24 protein-coding genes are annotated in these 25,801 nt (G+C 48.2%); 7 read left to right on the top strand and 17 right to left on the bottom strand.

What is annotated here, in order from left to right; translation table 11 throughout:
- Window positions 1-73 precede the first annotated feature (73 nt).
- Complete coding sequence (gene yvcK, locus KBW69_RS02730) at window positions 74-988, top strand: uridine diphosphate-N-acetylglucosamine-binding protein YvcK (protein WP_257279828.1); 915 nt, start codon at window positions 74-76, stop codon at window positions 986-988.
- A gap of 20 nt (window positions 989-1,008) precedes the next feature.
- On the opposite strand, the gene KBW69_RS02725 is transcribed toward yvcK, so the two are convergent.
- The 3 genes from KBW69_RS02725 to KBW69_RS02715 are packed head-to-tail and all read right to left on the bottom strand — an operon-like array spanning window position 1,009 to window position 3,955.
- Window positions 1,009-1,647, bottom strand: coding sequence for a sugar transferase (locus tag KBW69_RS02725; RefSeq protein ID WP_257253707.1), 639 nt, complete (start codon window positions 1,645-1,647; stop codon window positions 1,009-1,011).
- A 60-nt stretch (window positions 1,648-1,707) separates the two neighbouring features.
- Window positions 1,708-1,869: a hypothetical protein gene (locus KBW69_RS02720; protein WP_257253705.1), complete on the bottom strand. Its 162-nt coding sequence runs from the start codon at window positions 1,867-1,869 to the stop codon at window positions 1,708-1,710.
- The gene (locus tag KBW69_RS02715) at window positions 1,844-3,955 is read right to left on the bottom strand and encodes a bifunctional diguanylate cyclase/phosphodiesterase (protein ID WP_257279827.1); all 2,112 of its coding nucleotides are present in this window, start codon (window positions 3,953-3,955) and stop codon (window positions 1,844-1,846) included. The genes KBW69_RS02720 and KBW69_RS02715 overlap by 26 nt, the downstream gene beginning before the upstream one ends.
- Before the next feature lie 468 nt (window positions 3,956-4,423).
- On the opposite strand from KBW69_RS02715, the gene KBW69_RS02710 reads away from it, so the two are divergent.
- A complete protein-coding gene (locus KBW69_RS02710; RefSeq protein ID WP_257253124.1) occupies window positions 4,424-4,756 on the top strand; it encodes an STAS domain-containing protein in 333 nt (110 codons plus the stop codon).
- 121 nt (window positions 4,757-4,877) lie between these two features.
- Here KBW69_RS02710 and KBW69_RS02705 read toward each other — a convergent pair whose 3' ends face one another.
- The 7 genes from KBW69_RS02705 to KBW69_RS02675 form a co-directional block, all read right to left on the bottom strand.
- The gene (locus tag KBW69_RS02705; protein ID WP_257279826.1) at window positions 4,878-5,030 is read right to left on the bottom strand and encodes a hypothetical protein; all 153 of its coding nucleotides are present in this window, start codon (window positions 5,028-5,030) and stop codon (window positions 4,878-4,880) included.
- 23 nt (window positions 5,031-5,053) lie between these two features.
- Complete coding sequence (locus KBW69_RS02700; RefSeq protein WP_257279825.1) at window positions 5,054-5,413, bottom strand: hypothetical protein; 360 nt, start codon at window positions 5,411-5,413, stop codon at window positions 5,054-5,056.
- Window positions 5,414-5,503: 90 nt separating this feature from the next.
- Window positions 5,504-6,172 carry a vancomycin high temperature exclusion protein gene (locus KBW69_RS02695; protein WP_257279824.1) on the bottom strand — a complete coding sequence of 223 codons (669 nt, stop codon included), beginning with the start codon at window positions 6,170-6,172 and terminating at the stop codon, window positions 5,504-5,506.
- Window positions 6,173-6,230: 58 nt separating this feature from the next.
- Window positions 6,231-7,409 carry a glycosyltransferase family 4 protein gene (locus KBW69_RS02690; protein WP_257279823.1) on the bottom strand — a complete coding sequence of 393 codons (1,179 nt, stop codon included), beginning with the start codon at window positions 7,407-7,409 and terminating at the stop codon, window positions 6,231-6,233.
- Between the two features lie 126 nt (window positions 7,410-7,535).
- Window positions 7,536-8,621, bottom strand: a complete 1,086-nt coding sequence (gene trmA / locus KBW69_RS02685; RefSeq protein WP_257279822.1) for a tRNA (uridine(54)-C5)-methyltransferase TrmA — start codon at window positions 8,619-8,621, stop codon at window positions 7,536-7,538.
- Window positions 8,622-8,695: 74 nt separating this feature from the next.
- On the bottom strand, window positions 8,696-9,988 hold the full coding sequence (locus KBW69_RS02680; protein ID WP_257279821.1) for an NCS2 family permease: 1,293 nt from the start codon (window positions 9,986-9,988) through the stop codon (window positions 8,696-8,698).
- A 363-nt stretch (window positions 9,989-10,351) separates the two neighbouring features.
- Window positions 10,352-11,365, bottom strand: a complete 1,014-nt coding sequence (locus tag KBW69_RS02675) for a GIY-YIG nuclease family protein (RefSeq protein ID WP_257279820.1) — start codon at window positions 11,363-11,365, stop codon at window positions 10,352-10,354.
- A 684-nt stretch (window positions 11,366-12,049) separates the two neighbouring features.
- On the opposite strand from KBW69_RS02675, the gene KBW69_RS02670 reads away from it, so the two are divergent.
- Entirely contained in the window at window positions 12,050-12,712 is a 663-nt protein-coding gene (locus KBW69_RS02670; RefSeq protein ID WP_257279819.1) for an RICIN domain-containing protein, read from the top strand.
- Window positions 12,713-12,933: 221 nt separating this feature from the next.
- On the opposite strand, the gene rimI is transcribed toward KBW69_RS02670, so the two are convergent.
- The 3 genes from rimI to KBW69_RS02655 form a co-directional block, all read right to left on the bottom strand.
- Entirely contained in the window at window positions 12,934-13,389 is a 456-nt protein-coding gene (gene rimI, locus KBW69_RS02665; RefSeq protein ID WP_257254733.1) for a ribosomal protein S18-alanine N-acetyltransferase, read from the bottom strand.
- Between the two features lie 96 nt (window positions 13,390-13,485).
- A complete protein-coding gene (locus KBW69_RS02660) occupies window positions 13,486-14,307 on the bottom strand; it encodes a hypothetical protein (RefSeq protein WP_257254734.1) in 822 nt (273 codons plus the stop codon).
- A gap of 5 nt (window positions 14,308-14,312) precedes the next feature.
- Window positions 14,313-15,860, bottom strand: a complete 1,548-nt coding sequence (locus KBW69_RS02655) for a 2-isopropylmalate synthase (protein ID WP_257279818.1) — start codon at window positions 15,858-15,860, stop codon at window positions 14,313-14,315.
- Between the two features lie 545 nt (window positions 15,861-16,405).
- Here KBW69_RS02655 and KBW69_RS02650 point away from each other — a divergent pair.
- Both KBW69_RS02650 and KBW69_RS02645 read left to right on the top strand, forming a co-directional pair.
- Window positions 16,406-16,975: a YajG family lipoprotein gene (locus KBW69_RS02650; protein ID WP_257279817.1), complete on the top strand. Its 570-nt coding sequence runs from the start codon at window positions 16,406-16,408 to the stop codon at window positions 16,973-16,975.
- Between the two features lie 228 nt (window positions 16,976-17,203).
- Window positions 17,204-17,887, top strand: coding sequence for a hypothetical protein (locus tag KBW69_RS02645; RefSeq protein ID WP_257279816.1), 684 nt, complete (start codon window positions 17,204-17,206; stop codon window positions 17,885-17,887).
- Window positions 17,888-17,975: 88 nt separating this feature from the next.
- Here the strand turns inward: KBW69_RS02645 and hemH are convergent, their stop codons facing one another.
- The 4 genes from hemH to hemA all read right to left on the bottom strand — a co-directional run bounded on the left by hemH (window position 17,976) and on the right by hemA (window position 22,487).
- The gene (hemH, locus tag KBW69_RS02640) at window positions 17,976-18,998 is read right to left on the bottom strand and encodes a ferrochelatase (RefSeq protein WP_257279815.1); all 1,023 of its coding nucleotides are present in this window, start codon (window positions 18,996-18,998) and stop codon (window positions 17,976-17,978) included.
- Window positions 18,999-19,153: 155 nt separating this feature from the next.
- Entirely contained in the window at window positions 19,154-20,011 is an 858-nt protein-coding gene (gene prmC, locus KBW69_RS02635) for a peptide chain release factor N(5)-glutamine methyltransferase (protein ID WP_257279814.1), read from the bottom strand.
- Complete coding sequence (gene prfA, locus KBW69_RS02630) at window positions 19,998-21,095, bottom strand: peptide chain release factor 1 (RefSeq protein WP_257279813.1); 1,098 nt, start codon at window positions 21,093-21,095, stop codon at window positions 19,998-20,000. Before prfA ends, prmC begins: the two co-directional genes overlap by 14 nt.
- A gap of 105 nt (window positions 21,096-21,200) precedes the next feature.
- Window positions 21,201-22,487 (bottom strand): glutamyl-tRNA reductase, encoded by a 1,287-nt coding sequence (hemA, locus tag KBW69_RS02625; protein WP_257279812.1) that lies wholly within the window; start codon window positions 22,485-22,487, stop codon window positions 21,201-21,203.
- 725 nt (window positions 22,488-23,212) lie between these two features.
- Between hemA and KBW69_RS02620 the strand changes: the two genes are divergently transcribed.
- Both KBW69_RS02620 and lolB read left to right on the top strand, forming a co-directional pair.
- On the top strand, window positions 23,213-24,988 hold the full coding sequence (locus tag KBW69_RS02620; protein ID WP_257279811.1) for a tetratricopeptide repeat protein: 1,776 nt from the start codon (window positions 23,213-23,215) through the stop codon (window positions 24,986-24,988).
- Window positions 24,989-25,068: 80 nt separating this feature from the next.
- A complete protein-coding gene (lolB, locus tag KBW69_RS02615) occupies window positions 25,069-25,716 on the top strand; it encodes a lipoprotein insertase outer membrane protein LolB (protein ID WP_257279810.1) in 648 nt (215 codons plus the stop codon).
- Window positions 25,717-25,801 lie beyond the last annotated feature (85 nt).

Genomic DNA, 25,801 nt, shown 5'->3' with positions numbered 1-25,801 from the left:
TCGTATAAAGGTGGATTCATCAGCCATCTTTTATATACAATTTTCTACTACAGTCACAACGTCTAAGTAATACATGCAGTCCGTCAACGCTCTTTTTAAATGTCGTCGTATTGCCGCTATCGGTGGTGGCCATGGTCTTGGAAGGGTTATGGCCAGCCTCGGTTTTATGAAAGGTCGACTCGCTGGTATTGTTGCTACCACTGATGATGGTGGTTCCACTGGCCGACTCAGGGAAGCCAGTGGCTGTATCGCCTGGGGTGATTTGAGAAACTGCATCAATCAGCTTTGTTCAGATAGTCCCAACCTGGCACGTATTCTTTTTGAGTATCGTTTCAAAGAAGACAGTGGAGATCTTACTCATCATAACTTGGGCAACCTGATTCTCCTGGCTATGGATCAGATGTGTGTCCGTCCTATGGAGGCTATTAATCTGATTCGTCAGATACTTCAAGTTGAAACAGACCTTATCCCCATGTCAGAAGAGCCTGCCAGTCTTGCAGCCATAATTGATAATCAACAAATTGTGGGTGAGACAAAAATAGATGCTCTGGATCAGAAGCCTGATCGTTTACTGTTGATTCCAGATATTCAACCGACTCAGGAAGCCCTGACGGTACTTGAAGAGGCCGACCTTATTATTCTGGGTCCAGGCAGTTTCATGACCAGTGTATTACCTGCCTTATTGATGAAGGATGTCGCAGAAGCTATCCAGAAAAGTGATGCTTTGACTGTATTTATCGGGAATCTCACTCCAGAGGTTTCGGCAGTCAGACAGATGCTTATTGATGAGAAGCTGAACTGGATGAAGGAAATGACAGGGGTTTATCCCGACGCACTCTTGTGGCCTGAAGAGCGTGAAACACCGGAAGGGATAAAGTGTTCACTGCTTCATCAGCCCCTGGCCGACCCTTTTCAGCCTGGCGTTCATAGCCGGGAAGGAATGCGCAGAGCGCTGGATACACTGGTAGCGAACCATCTGAATTATTGAGGGCATTAGCCCGATGGTTATTAGCGCTTGCCAGTGACCATAACCCAGATCGTTTTGAGTAGGATGCTAACGTCCATCTTCAGCCACTCAGCAGGGCTGCTCAAAGATAGTGCGTAGGCGTGGTCATAAGCGACGTTGTTTCTCAGATCATCGACGGTTTCGTAGAAACTCAGGTTTACTTGAGCCAGTCCGGTCATTCCGGGGACAACATCAAAGGTTCTTTCGGTATAGAAGGGGATGTTATCTTCCAGCTTTTGGCAAATGTCAGGGGGTTCAGGTCTGGGGCCTACGATGGACATATCGCCCATCAAAACATTCCATAACTGAGGTAATTTATCCAGATGGGTTCTGCGAAGAAAGTGACCTACTTTAGTGACTTGGGGAGCATTTCTTGTTGGCCGGACAGAACCGCTTGTGGCCTCTGTATCGACCTTCACCGTTCTGAATCGGGTCATCAGAAAGAGACAAACATAGTTTTCGCTCTGATAGCCAATGCGCATCTGACGATAAAAAACCGGACCAGGACTGTTCAGTTTGATCATTAAAGCAATCAAGGGGTAGAGAGGCAGTGTAAAAATAATGCCTGTCAATGCTATGGATAGATCCATTGCCCTTTTACCGAGAGCGGTAAGCGGGTGGACATACGTGGCATCTTTCATGTCTTTACTCCCTTTCATCTTCGGCTTTCATTTCATACGTCGTAAACCGTAAACCGAGGATTACTGGCTCACGTAAAGAGTCACAGAGAAGGGGTTGTCGTTTGAGACATAGGGTGTTTCATCAATATTGACTGTATTGACGGGTTTGCCACAGTGATTCACGGTCAGGCAGCGCTCAATTGCCCGAGTAGTTTTTTCAGTTGTCGCTGACGTCGGGTTCATTGGGGAATATCCTTTTTCGGGAGTTTGCAGGTGTGCTTTTCCAGGCTCTCAGAAATTCGGCAAATTCCTGATCAGGAACGGGTTTGCTGTAAAAGTACCCTTGGCCTTCTGTGCATCCTGAGTTGATCAGGTGTGTTTCCTGCTCTTTGGTTTCAACCCCTTCGGCGATGACTTCAATGCCAAAGCTTTGACCCAGTTGAATAATCGCTTCAACGATAACAGTGTTTTCTTTATTTTCTGGTAGCCCTTCGACAAAGGTTTTATCGATTTTCAATTTATCGAATGGAAACTGTTTCAGGTAACTTAGTGAGGAGTAGCCTGTACCGAAATCATCCATTGCCAGGGTAATGCCTGTTGCCTTGATTCTATTGAGCTGTTCGGAGGAAAGTTCTATATCTTCCATAATACTGGTTTCGGTCACTTCAATTTCCAACAACCGGGGTGGAATCTGGTATTTGCGCAACAGGTAATTGATACGGTCGACGATGTTTTTGTCTCTTAGCTGAATCGCAGAAAGGTTCACGGCCATTCTCAAATCATGGAATCCTGCTTTATGCCATTCATGGAGCTGATGGCATGCGGACTCAAGCACCCAGTCACCTATGGGAATGATATCCAGATTATTTTCTGCCATGGGGATAAACATTTCTGGTGAAATAAGCCCCTTCTCAGGATGCTTCCAGCGAAGTAAAGCCTCGGCACCGACCATCCGGGAAGTTTTGAAATCAATCTGTGGTTGATAAACCAGACTTAGCTCATGATGCTCCAGAGCTTCATGAAGGTCCCTTTCAAGCTTCTTACGCTGACGAATCTCGGTATCGATAGTGGCAATATAAAACTGATAGCGGTTGTGGTTTCTGGATTTGGCCATGATCATGGCGAATTCAGCCTGTTGCAAGAGATTATCAACTTGCTGACCGTCGTCAGGAAATAGGGTGATGCCTACAGTTCCGCTGATGGTTATCTTCTCTTCGTTCACTGTAATGGGAAGAGCCAGCTGTTTCAGAAGAGCTTGGGCCATTTCAGCTGCTTCGTAAGGTTGGGTGATCTTAGATAGAATGATTGCAAACTGGTCTTCTCCAAGCCTGCCTATGTAACCTCTGTTACCAATATTACCAATATGGTTTCTCAGGCGATCTGCAATTTTGACCAGTGTATGCTCTGCTGCTTTGAAGTTAAGCTGGGCATTCAGTGATTTGAAGTCATCAAGACCAAGACAGAGAATGGCAATATTGCCATCAGAGCTTGAGAGTTTATCAATCAGGCTCTGCAACTGCTTCTGCAAGGTTTTTCGGTTTGGCAGACGGGTTAAATAGTCGTACTGAGACAGTCTCATGATCTGAGCCTCGGCTTTCTGCCTCAGGTTCAGGTTTCGATCTATTGATTCCAGTAGCTGATTCGCTGTTCTGACCCAGAGACCCAGCTCATTGTTTTGATGACCTTTAGGCATAGGTAATTTATGAGAGCCGGGAGCGTCCGGGTTAATCTGTGACAGGCTTACGATCAAACGATTCAGAGGTTTGGTAAGAATAAATGTATAGATCAGGTAGAGCAGCAATGCCATCGCAATGGCCCTGAAAATACCGCTGACCATGACAATCAGTGAGCGCTGGATGAACTCCTGACCGTGGTAAGCCGTATCAATGGCCAGGAGGAGTTCGCCGTAGCTTTGATGAGAGGGTATTTCCCTTTGTAGAGGAATACGATAAATTCGAATAGGTTCAAATATGTAGTCCGAGAGCTGGCGATACCCTGAGTTGGAAAGGCCACGCTTTACCACAGCAAGCTCAGGTTTATCAGGTATTTTGATGGCAGCAATGTGGACTGACTGGTGCTCCATTAACCCGGAAAGAATCTCCCGGGCCATTGTGGGCTCCAGTCTACTGGCAGCCTGAATGGAAGGTTCCCTGATCATGGACAGCATTTGCAAGGCTTCTGAATCAATGATGTTGCTTGACTGGCGGGCATCAAAGAAAATTTGAACACAGCTGATAGCAATACCCAATAAACAGGCTGACATTAGAACAGCTTTAAGCAATTTGGCAGATAAACGTTGCTCAGCATCAATGCCTGTGCTGGTTTCCATATTCTGTGACTTCTTTCTATGCCATCCATAAAACGTTTAACAACGACGGACTCAATGTGGTTGGCTATTGATTAAAAAGTAGAAAGCAACTACTCAAAAAAGCTAGTAAGCAATCAGATGTTGGATACAGAGCTTTTCATTTCCTTGTGAGATTAACTATAGGAAGTTAAGAACAACTTACTAATACGAAATTGTAATCTTTAAATACGATTTTAATTGTTTTTTTTATTAGATAAAATAATTGTCGAAAGGTTTTTTATTTATTTTTTTTAAATAAAAGTGATGATAAGTTGGCAAAAAGCCTTTTTGATTAGTATGTGTTATCTTTATTTGGTTTTTTTATCGCCAAAGAATATAGAAGCATTCATCTTTTAAGCTATCACCTGTCTAGTCTGATAATAAGTGTTTGAAATGATCTCTGATTTTTTTCTTTTCAAATCTGGGAGTAATGTTAAGGGGTAGGAAGTAATGAATTACGAAATTTGGCAAACTCAGTCATGTGATGTCATCTCATTGAAAGATCAATTTAATGCTGAAACTGTTAATGATTTAAGACCTTATTTTGACTATTTGATCAAAGATTGTGCTGGAGATGTTCTTGTGGACATGATTTCCGTTAAAAAGCTTGATCCTTCTGGTGTAGGTGCATTGCTCTTTCTTTATAAGCGTTTAAAAATTGAAAACAGGAAGCTGGCTTTGGTAGGCGTTAATGGTAAGCCAGGTGAGCTTCTGAGCATGTTAAGAATTAATAGATCGATTAAGCAATATAATAATATGGAAGATTATTTCTCCAACTACTAAAAAAATGATAAGATAGTACCTTGGCGTTTATTAATACTCTTTCAATATCTGGCCAGTGACACCTTCCGACTTTAATTTTTGAAAGATGGCGTTGATCTTTCTTTCATGTTTTTCGGCAGACTTACTGAACATGAACATTACAGGAACACAGTCGAATGTTTTTTCTGTCACAAATAATCCCCGCAAACCGGGTTTTAATGAGGTGGCGAGCAACCAGTTCGTCTATCAGTGCTGCGTCATTACGACCTTTCTCCAGAAGCTTCAAAACATGCATTTTATCTCTGGTATTCTTACGAATCACTTCTCCCGATTGAAAGTAAGGTTCAAAAGTTTTATACGTACCGTTTTGCACCACCCCGAATTACTTTCACTTAACTGGACAATGACTTCTCCGTGCTCGCAAGAGGAAACTTTCCCGGACACTCTGTCTCGCCATTGAGGGTAGCTCGGGGCTTCCAGATCCAGACTGCCATTTCCTACCATGTAAATAAGCCGGTTGAAAGGGTAGTATTCTTCCTTGAAGTCATAGGCACTCCTTTGGCTAATGGCTTCAAGGGTTTTCTGGACAATGCCTTTTTTATTATCGATCCGGAAAAGAGGAGGATAGTTTGTTGGAAACAGTCCTGTTGAGATGGAGATCTTGTTCTTATCTGCCATAGCGAGTGTGTCGGGTAGAAAGAGGAAAAAGAGCAGAATCTGTAATCCTATCTTTTTTTGTTGATGATCACTCGCATTTCAGGTCTCGAACTATGTCGGGGGTGTACTACCAATATCGATCATTGGACCCAAGTACTTAGGGCCGGTGTTTAGCCAGTGAACTTCCAGAACGGCCAGAACTCTTGCAAGAATCTCTCTGGCCTTATTGTTCAGGTCACTGTTGGCACCGTCACCAGCGTTGAAAGCAATAGCATTAATTTCTTTATTCTGGGCGATATAGAGCGCCCGTTTATTGTGATAGGTTTGGGAAATGATTGTGAAGCTATTCAGCCCGAAGACAAACTTTGCCCTTATAATAGAGTCCAGAGTTCGAAAACCTGCATAATCCCTATAGATCTTTTCAGCAGGAATGCCCATTTTCAAAAGATCTTTTCGTATGGTACTGGGCTCATCGTAATAAGGCGTTCCATTGTCGCCACTGATCAAAATGTAATCGATCTTGTTCCGGGTGTAGAGTAGATATGCAGTCTTGAGCCTGAGAGCATAATGATCATTGTAGCCACCTTCACGGGCGTACTTGCTGGTGCCGAGCAGGAGACCGACTTTATTGTATGGAATACTTTCTACATTGGTGTAGAGCCGTGTGCCGGTTGTGGTATTGACCAGCCAGTTGGCGATAGCGACCAGGGAAATGAGTCCTATCACAACTCCGGCAAACAACCCAGTGACTACTTTTAGGCGGGTCAGCCTGCCTTGCATTGGGAAGTCTCCATAAAATAAGGAATTCAGAAACAGTTAACCATAATCATCCTGCTGATTAAAGTGCATCGGACTCTGATCGTCTCATATCCTCCAAAATAGTCTCGATTTCGATGGCAATAGACAATGAAGGCTGTTTGGCGGGTATACCCAGCGATTCCAGTGAGATAAGCTGGTTATCACCGGCAATGGCAGACTGAAACTTTTTGACCACTTCTTCCGGAGTAGAAGCCAGAAAGGCCGCCTTTTCGCGGATCAGAAAGTTGTCTGTTCCTGGTTCAGCAATGTAAATAACAGGTTTTCTTTTATAGTATGCCATTGTTCCAATAGAGGATTTATGAACCATAACAGCAACAGATATTTTTGTGAGAACAACGGTTGAATTGCGATTCTTTTCCATTAACCGGACATTCCCGGCACCTCTTTCCTTAATCCAGCGTCGCTCGACCTCACCATCGGTCTTAGGGTGATGGGTGACCAGAAAGGTCACGGACGGTAGCTTTCGGGTGGCTTCAATAAAGACTCTGAAATACTCTTCATACGTGTCGTCATAGCCACCGGCGAATACCACAACAGACTCATTGGGACCAAGGTTTAGTTCAAGGCGGAGAGATTGGTTATCTGTTTGTCGGTAAATATCATCCCAGGCCTCAAGCGCCGGTTGCCCGGATATCATGTAGAGGGGATTGGGGCAAAATACAAGATCGTTGAAGCTTTCTGCGGTTGCAGCACTGGGAATATGGAATTCATCGAGGGTTTGAATTGTTTTCAGAAATGCCTGTACATATTCCTTTTTGGTAATGGGATCAAAATTATCATAGAAAGCCAGAGTGAAGCTGCCATGTTGCTTCATATGATTGAGAATCTGGGCCTGTGCAGCACTGGCCATTCCGGAATAGACGATCTTAGGTTTAATACGTTGCGATAACTCAATAAGAGCGCTTCGGGGCCAGAGTGTTTCCCGGTTGTTCCGGAGCTGGTCTGGATCAGGTACAGGCACAGTGAGGTTCAGCGGGTGATTTCTGAAGATTTCTTCGGCCCTGCCAAGCGATAAAATACGGTAGTTAATACCCCGCTTTTTCAAAGCTTTTTCAAGCTGTTTAAAAGCATCACTTTCCCCCTGATCATAAGCGACCAGGAGAAGATCAATGTTTTTTGTTGCCAGTGCATTTGAGCTGAAAATGTTAATAAAGAAACAAACAAACAGCGCAAAGACAGAGGCTGGATAGTTTTTCATTCTGACTCCGTTAGAACCCCTGTTTCCGGGTTCTATCAGTTTTTGAAACAGGGGAACGTACAGTCTGGTACAGAATTCCGATAAAGGAAAGGTGGTTGGCTGGTCGCTTTTTAGCCTTTCAGGGAATTATTTTCGGGTCAGGAATACACCCATTTCACGATGATGGGTGTAGGGGAACTGGTCAAAAAGGGCTATTCGCTGCACTTTATGAGTCAGGGTGATTTTTTGTAGATTCTGCTTCAATGTATCAGGGTTACAAGAAATATAAACAATGTTGTCGAATTTCTGAACCAGAGCCTCAGTAGCTTCATCAAGGCCCGCCCTGGGAGGGTCTACCAGTATTGTGGATACGTCATAACTATCCAGGTCAATGTCCTGCAAGCGTCTGAACAGTCTCTCCCGATTCATGGCCTGAGTGAACTCTTCGCTGGACAATCGTGCTATCTGGACATTCTCAACGGCATTGAGCTCGAAGTTGTCATGGGCAGAGTGAACGGATGCTTTGGATATTTCCGTAGCCAGAACCTTGCAAAAGTGGTTGGCCAGGACGCACGTGAAATTGCCGTTTCCGCAATAAAGCTCAAGCAGGTCACCCTTCAGGCCAGTGCAAACCTCACTGGCCCAGCCAAGCATCTGTTCATTAACGCCGGCATTGGGTTGAGTGAAGCTGTTCTCGACCTGGGTGTATTGATAGGTTTTGCCCAGCACATTCAAGGTTTCGACAACGTAATCCCGATCCAGAACTATTTTCTGTTTTCTGGCACGGCCAATAATGCGAATGTTGTGGGAGATCTGTAATTTCTCCGCTGCAGCCTTCCACTCATCATTCAGTGGTTTGTGGTAAAGCATGCTGATCAGAGCCTCACCGGTCTGAGTGGTCAGAAACTCCAGCTGGAACAGCCTCTTTCGGAGAACCTCTTGTTGCTCGATGTCTTTCATCAGCGGCATCATTAATTGATTGATACGCTCCGAGCCTGCCGGGAACTGATTAATGCTGAAAGGTTGTCGGGTATCGGGATCAAACATGCGGTAGAAGCTGTGTTCTCCCTCATGCCAGATGCGGAACTCTGCCCGCATTCTGTAGTGCTCTGGTCGGGATCTGAAAACCTCCAGTTCAGGAACATCAAAAGTCTGAAACTCTTTTCGGGTAAGGTTCGCCTTCTCGGTCAGTTGGACTTCGTACTTTTCAGGCTTTACAACGGCTAATGACATGATGCGCTTCGATAAATAAAAACGGCCCGTATTATGGGCCGCTTTCGAAGTGATGAAAACTGATTTTCAGTGCATTAATTGAACATCACCAGTTTAACAGTGAATAACAAGGAGAGAATAACCAGCGCACTATTCAGGTCTTTTGCACGGCCGCTCAGGAGTTTGATGGCGGTATAGGAGATAAAGCCAAAGGCAATGCCTGTTGTAATCGAGTAACTCAGAGGCATAGAAACGGCTGCAATAACCACTGGAGCAGCTTCTGTTAGATCGTCCCAGTTAATCTGGAACATGCTGTGCGTCATCAAAACGGCTATGAAGATCAGAGCAGGGGCGGTGGCATAGGCTGGCACTACGGCTGCCAGAGGGGACAGGAACAGGCATCCCAGAAACAGTAAGCCAACAACCACGGCGGTCAGGCCTGTCCGACCTCCCACAGAAATCCCGGCAGTGCTTTCAACATAGCTGGTAGTGGTCGAAGTACCCAGTCCAGCCCCCGCCATACTGGCCATGGAATCTGCCATCAGAGCTCTGCCCAGACGAGGGAACTTACCGTCTTTGTCCAGCAGGTCACCTTTTTGAGCTACGGCAACCAGTGTGCCAGAGGTATCAAAGAGATCAACAAAAAGGAATGAGAATATAATGCTGATCATGCCGACTTCCAGCGCTCCGGCAATATCCAGCTGCAAAAGCGTCGGGGCCACACTGGGAGGCATGGAAAACACAGCGTTCATTTCTACTTTGCCGACAATAAGGCTGATGATGGTGATGGTTAGAATACCGATCATGACCGAGCCGGTGACATTGCGATAGTAGAGAGCCACAATCAGGGCGAAGCCAATGGATGCCATCATGGCGCCCCAGGAAGTCATATCTCCCAGTGTTACCAGTGTGGCTGGGTCGCCAACGATAATGCCGGCATTTTGTAGGGCAATAAAGCCGAGGAAGAGACCTATACCAGCAGCAATCCCCCCTCGTAGCGAAAGAGGAATACTGTTAATAATCCACTCGCGAATCCTGAAGATACTCAATGCGAAGAAACAGACACCTGAAAGGAAAACGGCCCCCAGTGCCACTTGCCAGCTGTAACCCATCTGACCGACAACGGTGAAGGCGAAAAAGGCATTCAGACCCATACCAGGAGCAAGAGCAATGGGGTAATTGGCATAGAAGCCCATAATCATGCAGCCGATAGCAGCAGCCAGGCAGGTGGCAACAAAGACCGCCCCCTGATCCATGCCGGTGGTCGCCAGCATGCTGGGGTTTACAAAAATGATGTAAGCCATGGTCAGGAACGTGGTAATGCCCGCCAGCACTTCTGTCTTAACATCGGTATGATGTTCTTTCAGTTTGAATAGCCGTTCTAACATGCTGATGTTTCACTCGGGAGTAAAAGCCTCCCATGATAACGATTTTTACAGTCAGGTAGAATATGCGAGTAGTATCGTCAATGTCTCGATGAGTCACAGTGTCTGGTGGAGATTGCTTAGGCTGATCTTTGTGGACGAGGCGGTGTCTTGTGCCTGCTTCCTTTTGCACCCCTATATCTAGTGGTCGCGGTTTTGTCTGAGCAAATAATGCCCACTTTGCTGTAAAGCTTGTAGCTGAAGGGGTCAGTATAGGATGACATGAGCCATTAACAGGGTTATCCACAGAAGTTGTGGTTAAATTGATAGTGCCTGCCCTGAAAATTGGATAATCGAGCCGACCCTTAGAGAGGTCGGCTCCAGCGATCAGGCTACTGCTGCCAGTTTCCCGGTTTGCATTTCCTGAATTCTTGCATTGAGTTCAGCCAGGCTTTGAGCGATTTTTCTTCTTTCGTTTTCCTGGCTTTCAGCACTGCGCTGTGCGCGTTGTTTTCTGTGGCGTTCAATGGCCTCACGTATGCGAAGCTCTTTTGGGCAGATAGGCTTGGCAACATCGACCTCTGTTTCGATGATGGCTGCCGGTTTTGGCTCAATGGTTTCTGGTGGTGTGCCTTCTTGAACTTCAGGTTGGGGCTGAACGTCCAGTTGATTCATAGCACTGTTATCACCGGCCAGACAGGCGTCGGCCGCGGCAGTAATTGCAGCCAGCTGAGCTGTGATGTCATCGCTCATTTCAATGCTGTTCATCTGAACCATCGCATTGGCCCTGGAGCCTAAAGACCGGGTTGATTCAGGCTTTGGCTTTTCTGCTTCAGACTGGGCAGCTTCCAGCCTGATCTCTGCCGGGTCCGGAGCCGTGCTGGCTAGCGCAAGCGCAGATGAAGGCTCGGCAGCTGAGTGTTGAGCGGCCTGATTGACAGGCGACGGCTTGGTTTCTGACGGTGGAGCAGAATCATTAGTCGTTTCATTGGCAGCATTGCCGGATTTCACGGCAAGGCTTGGAGGTGCATTGGTATCCCCTTCATTAATTTCTGCAAAAATGGAGGCCAGTTCTTTTTCAATGCTGGATTTGCGCTGGCGCTTCTTCTTTTTGGGCAGGATTTTTACGGTGCTGGTCTTATAGCCTCTGAGACTCTCTGCACCAAAAAAGTTGATGGCGTCCTGCTCGAGTTCGGCCAGCTCTTCACGGGACTCGGCTCTATCCCATTCCTCTACGGTAAATTCGTCTTCGCCGTGAATGCGGATTTCTCTGTAAAGCGGGTAGTCCAGATCCTGGTGTGCGGCCGCCACCATTTTTTCCCACTGGCTTTCAAGGTCATTGCGAGTGGAGCCTACAAAAACTTGTTTTGTTACTTTATTGGTGACGATGAAGATAATCAACGCTGGATGACCTTTCTACTGACGGTGACAGGCGCGCAATTATACCTGCCGATTTTCTTCTGTGTAGTGGGGATTGTGCGCTATTCAAAAACTGTTTTAACGGATACCGGTCTGAGGTGACATTGAAACGGTAAAAAAGGTAGGAAAATCCCGAAACCAAGAGGGTTTCTATACTTTTGTTTGTCGGGCTGCAGAAGCAGTGGGTCGGTGGCTCTGATCGCCCGTTATCGTTTTGACAACGAATTTTGATCAGCTAACGTCAAAATAATTACTAAAGAGGGTGGCAATGAAGATGGCAGGTAGGTGGAGCTGCAGAAATGGACTGGTAGTTATTCCTGTTTCATTACGTGTATTTTTTTACTTCGGGGCTTTTAATCCTTTATCAGTATTCTTTATTTTCTTCCCGTCCCTATCTGGGGCAGATGCACCAGACAGTCATCGAGTGGATGAGCATTTTGCCGATCAATTCTTTCTTAAGCAGGTGGACGGTTCTGATTGTCTGGCGCTGGATGTTGAAGAGGTTGATTTTGCAACCTGTGAACATCAGAATCCCGAGCAGAAAGGGCTCTGTTATTCCGGAAATCGGGCTGTAATCAAACCCTGCGATGACAATAGTTTGGCGCAGAAATGGCATTATGACTTTCAGAAAAAAACCATTCATTATCAGGGGTATTCCGCCAGTATGTGTTTATCCAGAGTGATAGAGGGTTTGGAGATGTTGCCCTGCACAGAATCGACCAGCGCTGCTATAAAAATCTTCACACGGGACAAATCATCTGTGAGTCAGAGCAGAAGCCGGGTAATGATCAGGAGCCTGAATCCGTTCAAGAGAAAGTCCAACCTGTTTTGAGCTGGGAAGAGCGGCCTGAGGGAGCATTCTGGGTCTCTGAGCGTTTGACAGAAGATATCCTGCTGGTGAATCAGAGCCCGAGGTTTTGTCTCGGTGTCAGGGCGGCAGAGAAATGCTTGTATGAATCTCCTGACAAAAGTAGTTGCTATTCGTCGACGCCCATTGAGCTGGCTGCTTGCGAAAGCCAAAGCAATCAGGTCTGGCGTCATGATCTGTTAACCAAGCGTATCTTTAATCGTGCAGCAGGCTACCGGTATTGTCTGACCCGGTACCCGGAAGGCTTTTCTCTCTTACCCTGTTTTCCCGGAGGGAGTCCGTCACAAAGGTGGTATTTTGCCCGCGGCAAGAGTGCGTCGTCCCCGGAAATAGGGCAGCTGAGAACTATGTTGAACGGCATCCTTGATCCCCACTCATACACTCGGGCACTGACTCTCCCGGTCACTGTCAACGAGCCAAAGAAGAAGAAACCAGGGGCGCTAGCAGCCTGTCGGACTTAAGCGTCCGTAGCGAGGATTGCAAGAAATTGAGGATAAAAATTTCTGCTTCTGAGGAGAATAGCGAGCTATTTGACGAAGAAGCAGGAATTTTTAGACCAATTTATTGCAACCGCAGTAGGACAGCCTTAAGTCCGACAGGCTGCTAGAAGTGTACTTTGAGTGGCTGCTTGCTGAATGTGGCAGAGATCCTGTTACCGGCAGTTGGCTGGGTGATTGTCCGGTCACTCCCTGACACTCAGATCCAAGGCCATAACAATAGCGTCCTCAGCCTTATGATTTTTGCTGGCCGGGTAGTAGTTTTTGCGGCGGCCAATTTCGCTGAAGCCTGACTTCAGGTAGAGGCTGAATGCTTTTTTGTTGGATTCCCGCACCTCAAGAAACAGGGTTTCAGCCTGTTTGGCTGAAGCGTCGATGAGTTGATTCAGCATGGCAGCGCCGAAGCCTTTGCCCTGTTCGTTGCGAGAGACAGTCAGAATCAACAGGCTGGCCTCTCCTGCAACCAGCATGACGACTCCCTGGGCAACAATTCTGCCCTCGTGCTCGGCTACCATGCAGAGATAGCCTGAGTCGATACTATTCAGGTAGTGCTTTTGATTCCAGGGGTGAGGCCCGGCTTGCTGCTCGATAGCCTCTAGCTCCGGAATGTCCTGATGAGTCATTGCTCTAAATGACAGCATAATAAGTTTTCTCTTTCCGTGATAACTGAGGGATATCGGGCGTATGACACCAGCACCGGTTGCTGAGCATAATCAATTTTGCGTTTGTGGAGAGGATTATGACGAGGTCAGCTCTTTGATGATCGGAGAAATATCCTGCCAGGCTTCTGACTTGAGGGCTGGAAGTTTCATTAACTCATTAAGGCCGTGGGTGACGATAAAGTGTTGATGGGAATGAAGGCCTTTCTGCAAACCCCTCAGTTCGCTGAATGGTCGGTTGGGATCTATAACAAAACGGGCTGCTGCCTGACCAAAGAGCAGGACCACTTTTCGTCTGGCCAGTCCAAACTGGTTACTAAGGTAGGCGCATACTGCGTCAGCAGCGGCAGAGTCATTCTGACTAAGGTGCTCCATCAGGCCAATATTTCCCAGTGGCCAGACAAAGTCACTGAAAGGCAGAGTTTCAGACTCTGCTGGCAATTGAATGGCGCGAAGAATATCGCTGAGTAATCGCTGGTGAAAGCGTGAAAATTGATTCAGTCCGGAGTGAGGCATTTCAGCGACTACCAGACAGTGTTCGTTTGCAGCCAAAGTTACAAGCCTGAACTTGCTGGTTTCTTCTGACTGGTGTTCATTAATAACGCGCTGTTTTACTGGCGTTGCTGGCTTCGAATCTTGTTTCGTTTCGGCACGACCGGAGATGCCCAGCAAATCTTTTGCTGTTGAAGCACCCATAGCGCTTTCAGGGTGCTGAGCTGATTCCTGTTGGGAAGAAAGGGCTGAGTTCTCAGGCTTAAACGCTTCCCCTGGTTCTTCCTGTAAACAGTCAAATGCCCTGGGAGTCAGTGCATTAGGCAGGATCTGCCTGGGAAACCAGGTCTGGATCCCCATGGCATCAAGGTAGTGCTGTCGAGTTCGCTCACTGATCCTGCCTTCCATGACTGTTAGAGGTTTCCTGTCTGTGGGTTGGTTTTTGGGTGGTCAGCATTAAGCAGGTTCAAAGCATTGATGTATGCTTTGGCGGAAGCGACCACGATATCTGTGTCCGCTCCGGAGCCATTGACAATGCGACCCTGTTTTTCCAGACGCACGCTGACGTCACCCTGAGAATCGGTACCGCTAGTAATGGCGCTGACATTATACAATGCCAGATGGGCACCGGAATCAGCAATACTTTCTATGGCTTTAAAGACCGCATCAACAGGGCCGTCACCGGCACTGCGCGCTTCAACTTCCTCGGAATCCACCGCAATGACCAGGCGAGCTTCAGGTGTTTTGCCCGTGCTGGAGCCTGCTTCCAGCTCCACCAGGCGGTATTTTTCTTCTTCATTGCCTGAACGAACATCGCTGACCAGAGCCTGCAGGTCGTCATCGAAGATTTCAGATTTTTTGTCGGCCAGAACCTTGAAGCGGCTGAAGGCTTCCGTCAGTTCGTTACGATCAGCAAAAGTAATTCCCAGCTCTTCCATTCGCGACTGGAAAGCACTGCGGCCGGATAATTTACCCAAGGTCAGGCGGTTAGTGTTCCAGCCAACATCTTCAGCCTTCATGATTTCGTAGGTTTCGCGGTTTTTCAGAATACCATCCTGGTGGATACCGGATTCATGAGCAAAGGCATTAGCACCGACAATGGCTTTGTTAGGCTGAACCGGGAAGCCTGTGATACCTGAGACCAGGCGGGAGGTAGGAACAATATGCTGGGTGTTAATGCCGGTTTCCAACCTGAGTTCGTCCTGACGGGTGCGGATGGCCATAACAATTTCTTCAAGAGAGGCATTACCCGCTCTTTCCCCGAGGCCGTTGATGGTGCATTCAATCTGCCGAGCGCCATTAACGACAGCTGAAAGGGAGTTAGCCACTGCGAGCCCAAGGTCATTGTGACAATGAACCGAGAAGATAGCCTTATCAGAGTTAGGAATACGCTCAATCAGCTGAGCTATTGTATTGCCGAACTGGTGTGGCAGGGCATAGCCAACTGTATCCGGAATGTTGATGGTGCTGGCACCTGCATCAATAACCGCTTCAATGACACGGCACATGAAGTCAATGTCAGATCGTCCAGCGTCTTCAAGGGAGAACTCCACATCGTCAATCAGATTACGGGCCAGCTTAACAGAGGCTACTGCCTGTTCCAGCACCTGATCAGGCGTCATACAGAGTTTGTGTTTCATGTGCAGAGGGGAGGTTGCAATGAAGGTATGAATACGGCCTCGAGCGGCGGGCTGGACAGCTTGCGCTGCTGCCTCAATATCTTTGGGCAGTGCCCGGGAAAGACTGCAGACAGTGCTGTCTTTAATGGTTTCTGCGATGCTCTTAACCGCCTCAAAATCGCCCGGGCTGGCAATGGCGAAGCCCGCTTCAATGACGTCAACCTTGAGTATTTCCAGAGATTTGGCAATCCGGACCTTCTCATCTTTGGTCATGGCTGCGCCGGGACTCTGTTCACCGTCTCTCAAAGTGGTGTCGAAAATAATAACCTGATCGTTGCTCATGGCTGCTGCTCCCGCTGTTCTCTAATCAGCTCAATGTTTTTTTACTGCGTAAGGCTGTGTTGTTTGAAAATTCCGGTATGGGTGATGCTCGCGACAGGCGGCATTTTCTATAGCTGGCAGTCGGAATTTGTTCAAATGTAATCATTTTTCTGACTCTGGGGTCAGAGGGCCAGACGGCCGGGGTCGAAAGTGAAATTAAATAATCTGCTCAAGGCAGCAGGAGTAGTAGGCGGGAAGGACGAAAGATAGATTTGGGAGTAGACACCACAGTCTCGCGGGAAGCTGATGCCCGCACATTGCTGTCGCCATTGTCAGAGACCCGGAGGATTCCGGACCGTTGCTTATCGTTCGCTATAGGCATTGTAATCACGCTCAGCGTTCTGGAATCAGCGTAAGGTTGTTTATGGATTCGATGGTTCGAACTATATCCTCTATGAACAGCTTTGCCAAGCCGGTTGATCCGGTTTTCGAGACTGGATAGGATTTGCATCGACTCAATTTTCTTTCGCCAAGGGCATCCCGCCCACCATAGGATAGCCGGACTCATGAAAAAAACGTCGCTTATTATACTGGGAGCTCTTGCCCTGGGCGGATGTGCCCTGAGCCCTCAGGAAGTGGATGTAACCCCCAAAATTGCTGTGGAAAAGCCTGTCGAGCCGTTACAGGGAACGGTCAGTGTGACCGTTTACGATGAACGGTTGTCCCGCTCTCTTGGCCATCGGGGAGGGGTTTATTCAAGCACCAATGCCATCACGACCAATGACCGCCTGACGCTGGCTATTCGCTCGGCAGTTGAGCTGGGTTTGAGAGAGATGGGGTTAAGAGTGACTGAGTCTGAAGATGTCCCACAGTTCCAGGTTTATCTCGATGATCTGGAATACAAGGTGCCTGAAGGTAGCTACATTACCCAGGTGGATCTGAAAGCAAAAGTACGGGTCAGGGTGGTCAAAGAGGGTCAGCGTTTCGAAGGCGCCTACTCCAGTGAAATCGGTGAGCGTGTTCCCAAGGCACCCTCGGATGAAAAGAACGAGGAGTTGGTCAATAAAGTGCTTAGTGATGTTCTAAGCAGAGCATTGGACGACCCGAGGTTGAAAAGTTTTCTGAAACAGGCCTGAGTCTTTATTCTTCTCGACTGTTGCCCGTGGAATTATCGGTTAATACTGCGGGTAGACTGGATAATCATACACCGGGAAACCTGAAGCCGGAGGTCTTCACAGACAAAACAAAATACCACGTGGGAGTGTCCCGTGCGGAATTTTTCCCAGTAATGATTGTCTGATTCAGTAATGATGTTCCAAGAGTCCGTTGGGCTAAACAATAAGCTGAAAAAAGGAGAATAGATAATGAATGGAAACGAACTTACTGCCAACGCTGGCCAAACATTGCCCCCTGGCTATGAAAGTGGTACTGCTGAGCCCCCTTCTTATGAGAGCGTCATGCTCGCTGATCGGGCACGGTTTCGTTCTCTTGAAACGACCGTTCAAGAGAAGGCTCACAGACTTATCATAACGACGTCGGAGGAGCATCAATGTCAGCCAAAAGAGCTCGCCAAATCATTGGCTAACTATTTGATAGAGACTTTTGGTCTAACAGACACGCGACTTTCATCAACCGGTAGCGTTAACAGCAACGTTGACAACTGCACCGACCCGGATCAATGGAACTGGGATAGTTGGGAAAGACTACTTTATGAACCCATCTTCTTAGGCAGATATGGCGGTAATGCACATTCAGTAAAGGAGGACGAACTGCTTGGGAACGTTGAAATCAAAATCAATGTTCATTTAAGTGATGCCATGCTGTTTAGTCAATTAAAACGCCTGCCATCAGTCAAAGGGGCGGTCGGCGCCTGGAAGCTTCAGGATATGAATAGTTTTCTCGAAATTAAAGATGTGCTCCGTCATCAATGCTTAACAGTGACACCCATCATTAAGGATTGCATCAGAAATGGCCTGTTTCCGAGAGAGTTTATTGATGAGTTGTACGACATGCCAAACTCAGGCGGCATCAGCCAGCAGGGTAGGTAAAAACGCTAAAAGTCCTGAAAAAGGCGGCCATGAGCCCGACTCACTGAAATCCGACATGCTGAAAAAGCTTGCCGAGCTCATCCCGGAATCAACTCTGAAGCGGTTTCTCAAGCCATTGACTGACCAGCTTCGTCCAGGCTGGGTGGCTATTCAGGCAGGGAATGAGCTCCAGGGATTCACCGCCAGCCGCAATGAAGTCCTCTTTCGCTTCCATGCCAATCTCTTCAAGGGTTTCCAGACAGTCAGCTACGAATGCCGGGCAGATGACCAGAACCCTCTTCATACCCTGCTGTGCCAGTGATTCAATCGTACTGCTGGTAGCAGGTTCCAACCATTTATCCCTTCCCAGCTTTGACTGGAAGGCGACAGAGTATTTGTCCACTGGAATGTGGGCTTTCTCAACAAAACAGGCCGTGGTTCTGTATACCTGATGTCGATAGCAGCTGCGATGAGCAGGTGATGCTTTCTGACAACAGTCGTCGGATTTAAGGCAGTGCGAACCTGTGCAGTCATCCTTGCGAATGTGTCTTTCCGGAACACCGTGATAACTGAACACGATGTGATCGTAATCTTTCTCCAGATACTCTTTTGCGCTTTCAACCAGTGCATCAATGTAGGCATCCTGATCGTAAAACACGGGGTGAATTTTCAATGACACCGGCAGTTCGTATTCTTTGATGATTTTTTCAGCCTTCTCTACTACTGTCTTGACGGTCGACATGGCGAAGTGTGGGTAGAGAGGGAACAGCAGAACCTCCTTGATCTCGGGTTTGCTCGCCAGTCTGACCAGGGCGCTCTCCATGTCAGGGTTGCCATAACGCATGGCTAACTCTACTGGCATGGAGGTCAACTTCTGGACTTCTTTATGAAGGTCTTTGCTGATATTGATCAGAGGTGAGCCCTTCTCAGTCCAGACAGAGGCGTAGGCTCTGGCGGACTGAGCCGGTCTTTTGGGCAGAACAAACAGGCTGACAATCATGCGCCGTACTAGCCAGGGCATATCGATGACGTTACTATCCATCAGAAATTCATTCAGATAGCGTCGTACATCTTGTTCATGCGGGCTATCGGGTGAACCCAGATTAACCAGCAATGCTCCGGTATTTTCCATCCCTACTTCCTGTGTACCTTGAGAAATCTTTCAGTGTCAGATGCGAAAAGGCTTCGCTATCGCACATGACGGATTAATGGTTTGATGCTTCAGATCAGAGCTATGGAGTATAACCAAAGGTCAGCATAGGGGAAATGCACTGATCTGGCTCCTGTTCAAGCAGGTTTTTGCGCCAGAGTGACTCGATCCTGATCAGATAAGTCTTGTTGTGTGCTAATGGCGGTAAATCCATTAGCCTCCAGAATGATCCGGATATCACTGCCCTGATCGTAACCGTGCTCAAACAATAACCAACCAGACGGTTTCAGCTTCTCGAAGGCTTGCTGACTGATGGTGCGTATATCATCAAGACCGTCTTTGCCCGCTGTCAGTGCTGATCTGGGTTCAAACTGCACATCCCCCTGAATAAGGTGCTTATCGTCTTCACGGATATACGGCGGATTACTGACAATCATGTCGAGCAGGCCCGGCAGGGGCGAGCACCAGTCACCCTTCACAAACGATACGTTGCTGATCCGGTTGAGGGCGGCGTTCTCTTTGGCGATGGCGACTGGTTCGGGTAGCCTGTCAACGCCAATCACCACCCAGTGAGGTCTTTCGATAGCCATTGCCAAAGCAATGGCGCCACTGCCTGTGCCGAGATCGGCAACGGTTGCCTGTTCTGCAACGGGTATGGACAGGGCGAGTTCTACCAATCGTTCAGTGTCGGGTCTGGGGATCAGTACGGAAGGTGAAACATTAAGTTTCAGACTCCAGAACTCTTTCTCTCCCGTTATATAAGCGACAGGTGTTCCCTGTATCCGTTGTGCCAGCATTGATTCAAACTGTCCGGCCTGTTTGGGAGTCAATTCTCTTTCAGGCCAGGTGAACAGGTAGCTGTAAGGTTTGTCCAACACATGACAGAGCAGAACTTCGGCATCAAGACGGGCTGTGTCGCTTTGTTCCCTTCGGGCGGCATGACTGTCAGTGAGGCGTTGAGTGGCTTCACTGAGGGTCTGGTCAATCCTGCTCATTGGATAGGCCTGTCAGCAAGTCTGCCTGATGTTGCTGAAGAAGGGGGTTAATGACAGGATCCAGGTCGCCTTCGACGATCTCTGGCAGTTTGTATAGCGTGAGGTTGATGCGGTGATCAGTGACCCTGCCCTGAGGGTAGTTGTAAGTTCTTATTCGCTCGGAGCGATCGCCACTGCCGACCAGACTTTTACGGGTTTCGCTGATCGCTTTGGCGGCGGCCATCTCCTGAGCATCCTGCAGTTTTGCAGAAAGCAGGGCCATAGCCTTGGCCCGGTTCTTGTGTTGTGAACGTTCGTCCTGACATTCAACCACAATGCCAGTAGGCAGGTGGGTCAGTCGAATGGCGGAGTCGGTGGTGTTCACGTGCTGACCACCGGCTCCCGATGAGCGGTAGGTGTCGACTCTAAGATCTTCCTTCTTGATCTCAATGGCTTCCTGCTCGTCGGGTTCTGCCATGACGGCGACGGTACAGGCTGATGTGTGTATACGTCCCTGGGATTCTGTTTCAGGCACGCGCTGAACCCGGTGAGCACCGGATTCAAATTTCAGATGGCCGAAAACATTGTTGCCGACCACGCGGGAAATAATTTCCTTATAGCCGCCGTGTTCGCCGTCATTGGCGCTGATGACTTCGATTTTCCAGCCGCGTTTTTCAGCGAAACGGGAGTACATCCGGAACAGGTCACCAGCGAAAATAGCCGCCTCGTCACCGCCAGTGCCGGCACGAATTTCCAGAAAAGTGTTGTTGTTATCCCTCGGATCCTTGGGCAAAAGCAGCAATTGCAGCTCCTGAGCCAGGGTTGGCAGCTTTTCTTCGCAGCTCTGGATCTCTTCCTCAGCCAGGTCTGTCATTTCCGGATCATCTTTCATAGCCTGGGCGTCTTCCAGATCCTTCTGAATCTGGTCGTACTCCCTGTAGGCATTAACAACCGGTTCAAGTTCGGCGTATTCCCTGGAGAGTTTACGGAATTGGTCCTGATTGCCAATCACTAGCGGGTCACTCAGCAAAGCGCTCAGCTCCTCGAAGCGTTCCAGCAGGGTTTCAAGTTTGGTGCTCAGGCTGGCCAGGTTGGGATCTTTCATTTGGATTTAATCAATTCTTGGTTCAGGTGTGAACCTGATGGGTTATACAGGGATTCGATAACTTCTGACTGAGTTCCAGCCCGGTAGTGACAAGGCCAGGCATAGCTAAGAGTGATTAGGCTCTTTAGCGCGTTCTTCATAACGGCGATGAATACCCAGCAGCTCTTCGGCCCACTCCAGTCGGCTGTTTTGACCTTCTGCAGCTGCTTTCTTTAATTCCACGCTGGGCGTGTGCATGAGCTTGTTGGTCAGTGACCGGGCAAATTGAGTCAAAACCTGTTCGGCCGGAATGCCATTGGCCAGAGACAGCATGGCTTTTTCAAGTTCAATGTCTCTGAGTGTCTCAGTATTTTGTCGATAGCTGCGCAGAACATTCACAGCATCCAGTGAGCGCAGCTGGCTCATGAATTCAAAAGCGCCGGTTTCGATCAGCAGCTCAGCTTCCCTGGCGGCATCCTGTCGCTGCTGCATATTATCCTGAATAACGTCATGAAGATCATCGACGGTATAAAGGAAGATGTCTGGCAATTCAGTGACTTCAGGTTCAATATCGCGGGGAACTGCAATGTCCACCATAAATATGGGGCGGTGTTTGCGCTTTTTAATCGCTCTTTCGGCGCTGCCTTTACCCAGGACGGGGACCGGGCTGGCGGTAGAGGAGACCACAATATCAGCGGCTGGCAGTAAGTGAGGAATGTCTGAAAGCAGGGCGGGCTTGCCATCGAACTTGTCAGCCAGCAGTTTCGCCCGGCTCATGGTTCGGTTAGCGACAATGATGTTTCTAAGGCCTTGCTGGTGAAGGTGTCTGGCGACCAGTTCGATGGTTTCACCCGCACCAATCAGTAGCGCGGTGTTCTCAGAAAGGTCAGCAAAAATTTGTTTGGCAAGGGTAGTGGCTGCGTAGGCTATGGAAACGGGTTGTCTGCCAATGGCAGTGTTGGTTCGAACTTGTTTGGCGGTAGTAAAGCAGTATTGGAATAGCCTGGAAAGCAGTGAGCCAATAGTCCCGGCCTCCTGGGCCTGGGCGTAGGCTGACTTCATCTGACCAAGAATCTGGGGTTCTCCCAGAACCATGGAGTCGAGGCCGCAGGCCACTCTCATCATATGGCGAACAGCGGCTTTGTCGTGATGGATGTAACTGTGCTGGTTAAGCAACTTCTGATCCAGATTGTGATAGCCAGTCAGCCATTCGAGAGCTTTGTGATAGTCGGCGTTGCTGGCACAGTATAGTTCTGTCCGGTTACAGGTAGACAGAATGGCTACTTCATTGGTATGCATGAAATGGCGGGCATCCTGAAGCGCCTCAGGCAGTTGCTCAGGTGAAAAAGCGACCTGCTCCCTGAGTGCGACGGGTGCAGTTCTGTGATTGATACCGGCGGTAAGATACCCCATATAGTCCTGTTGCCTTTTCTTACGCTCTAATCAGTCCTAAATACCTGGCGAGGTACTTAGGGCTGCCTTCTTAGTTGGAAGGTTCATTTATTCAATCCAGTCTCCGTGCCTTCTGACGAAAGATTGGGCTGTCTGTTTGAGAGTCACTGCTATTATTGACCGTACAGTATTTTACAACACCGGACAGCAGGCTGTTGCCTGTGCCCTGAATTCTGCCACCTGAAGCAGATCGAAATTTTCGTTTCGGGTATTTAGGTGGCCTATGCGGCTTTTGCCATCCCACGATTGTTTCAATACGTGGTTGTTTCAATAAAAGCAGAGGGAATACCTGTCATGCCAGACAGATGATAAATATCAGATAGTCCGCAGTTTATTGTCAGAGCTTCGTTCAGTGCATGGCTCCGGTTCTGTTGACACACTGCATCAGCAGGGAGCGGCGCACTCAGGTCAACAAAGAATCTTGAGCTTTGCTCTGTTTTAACAGCTCTTTTGGCCGATCAATTCTCCTATGGAACGGCAACAACTGCAAACCCGGATGTATCCAGTCATACCCATAATAAAGATAAATATTTTGTAGGGTCTTACTGTGCAGGCTCTTTTGCAAAATGTTTTTCACAATAATTTGCGTATGTCATGATAAAGAAGGCCACAGTTCAATGCTGATCCATCCGGGACTGCAGGCTTCAGTGCAGACATTATTTCCAACGGGTAAAGGCATACCATTCATGAAGAAACTTAATGGTTTCTCTTTAGTGCTGATAGCCATGCTGGTATCAGGTTGTTCTTCAGTTCAATATTCAGAACAGCCCGGCGCGGCTGCTGAATCTGTTCCCGCCCAAGTCAGTGATGAGCCGCAAGAATCGGTAGCTTCTTTTGAACCTGATACCCTTTATGATCTGCTTGTGGCCGAACTGGGTGGCCAGCGTAAACGTTATGATCTGGCATTGGGGTATTACCTCAAACAGGCTCATAAGACTCAGGATAAGGGTATTGCCAAACGGGCTTATCAAATCAGTCAGGTGGTCGGGGCTCATCAGGCATCTCTGGATGCTGCATTACTCTGGGCAAATCTGGATGATAAAAATGCAGCAGCTTTGCAGGCCGTCGCTATTGAACTGATCAGGGCTGGTCAGCTGGATCGAGCCGTTGAGCAGATGAGAAAAGTGCTGGCTTTGGAGGGTGAGGCCAATTTTGATTTTCTCGCAGCCGGTGCCTCCGGGCTGCCTGAAGATGAAAGGGCGCGATTGCTGAGCACCTTTGACAGCATACTCAAGGATTATCCGGGTCATCAATCACTCAAGCTGGGTAAGGCCATTTTGCTACTTCAGGATAATCAGTCAGAAGCAGCGATCAAGCTTTGTGATCAGCTTCTTGCCAGGGAGCCAGACTACGTTAAGGCTATCATACTCAAAGGCCGGATCCTCAATAAGATGGGTAAAGGTGATGAGGCTGAGGCTATGCTGGCTAAGGCCGTCAAGGAGTATCCCGATATTCCCCGTCTGCGTCTGATTTATGCCAGCGCACTGGTTCATCTGGATAAGTTGAGTGAAGCTCGTGAGCAGTTTCAGGTGCTTTTGAATCAGTCGCCCTATGATGTCGAGATTCTGTTGTCTTTGGCACTGATTTCTCTTGAAAGCGGTATGGTAGCAGAGTCAGAAAACTACTTTAAACAGCTGTTGGCGCTGGGACAGAGAAAAAGTACCGCTAATTATTACCTGGGATGGATGGCGGAACAGAAAGGGGAATATGACCAGGCTCAGGAGTATTTTCTGAATGTGATGCCAGGCAAGGAGTTCATGACGTCAAGGGTTGCCCTTGTCCAGATGCTGCTCAAGCAGGGTAAAGTGGCAGAGGCTCGACAGCAATTGGAAGAAGATCGCAACCGATTCCCGGTGCATGCTGAGCAGCTTTATTTGCTTGAGACAGAAATTCTGGTGAATAGCGGAGAGCTTGACGATGCTTTAAAACTGTTTTCAGACGCTGTGCTGCGCTACCCCGACAATGTTAACCTGGTTTATGGTCGGGCTATGGTCTACGAGAAGTTGGGAAGAATCAAAGATCTTGAAGCAGATCTGCGTGCCATTATTAAGTCTCAGCCAGAAAATGCGGCAGCTCTTAATGCCCTTGGTTATACCTTGGCGGATCGTACCAACCGCCTTGAAGAGGCAAGAGAGTTGATCGAGAAAGCCTATGTGCTGGATGAAGATGACCCTGCCATTATGGACAGCATGGGGTGGGTACAGTACCGTCTGGGTAACTATCAGGCTGCCCTTGTTTATCTCAAAAAAGCCTATGAAAAGTATCCCGATCATGAGGTGGCTGCTCATCTGGGTGAAGTGCTATGGGCTCTGGGGCGCAAACAAGATGCACGAGCTTTGTGGGATGAAGCTTTGCAGAAGACTCCGGACAGTGACGTTCTGAAAAAGACCCGTGAGCGATTGGAAAGGCAGCACAAAGAGAGCGATGTTCTGGCGGACCCTAAGGTTTCTATCGTAAAGTAAGCTTGATGAGTCCTCTGTTATGCATCTAACACAACAGGCCGCAGGGCCTGTTTCATAAAACGCAAAAACTGGCAGGCTGTATGCAGATACCGTTTTTTTCCTCATACCTGACTGACCCTTCATTACAGCTAAAACTGGCTCTTCTTATGATTTTTGCCCTGATTCTCTCTGGCTGTGCCATTGCTCCAAAGCCGGAGAAAGGGCTTTCAGAGGCTCAGCGTCAGTCGCTGTGGCAGGTTCATCAAAAGCAGCTGAGAGGTCTGGGTCATTGGAACCTGAAAGGGCGAATGGGTTTGAGAGTTCCCGGAGATTCTGGAACCCTGTCCCTGGAATGGCAGCAGAATAAAGAGAGCTATCTCATCTATCTGGACGGCCCTCTGGGGCAGTCGGTGGCAAAAATTAGTGGTCAACCGGGTTTCGTAGCGCTGGAAGCCTCGGGTAAGCGTTATCAAGACCGCAATCCTGAGAAGCTTCTTTTTGAGCTGACCGGTTGGGATTTACCTGTCAGCCTGCTGCGATACTGGGTTATGGGGCTGCCCAGTCCTGAGAGTAAGGCTATTACCCAGTTAAATAACCGGGGGTATCCTGAGCTGATCGTTCAAAAGGGGTGGCAAGTTGAATATCTGCAGTACAAGGACTTCTCCGGAGTCACTCTGCCTGTCAGGATAAAAATCCGACAGGATGGGGTGCAGGCAACACTGTTTGCCAGAAGCTGGCAACTCAAATAAGCTTTCATTTTTTATCTTTAATATCTCTTTTGCTCAGCAGATTTGTGAGCGTTTTGCATCACCCTGCTATAAGGCAGAAGTTGTT

It is taken from the genome of Endozoicomonas sp. ISHI1 (genome assembly GCF_024606225.1).
Taxonomy (GTDB): domain Bacteria; phylum Pseudomonadota; class Gammaproteobacteria; order Pseudomonadales; family Endozoicomonadaceae; genus Endozoicomonas_A.
The sequence above is the reverse complement of the archived record's forward strand: the minus strand, read 5'-3'. Positions and strand labels throughout refer to the sequence as shown.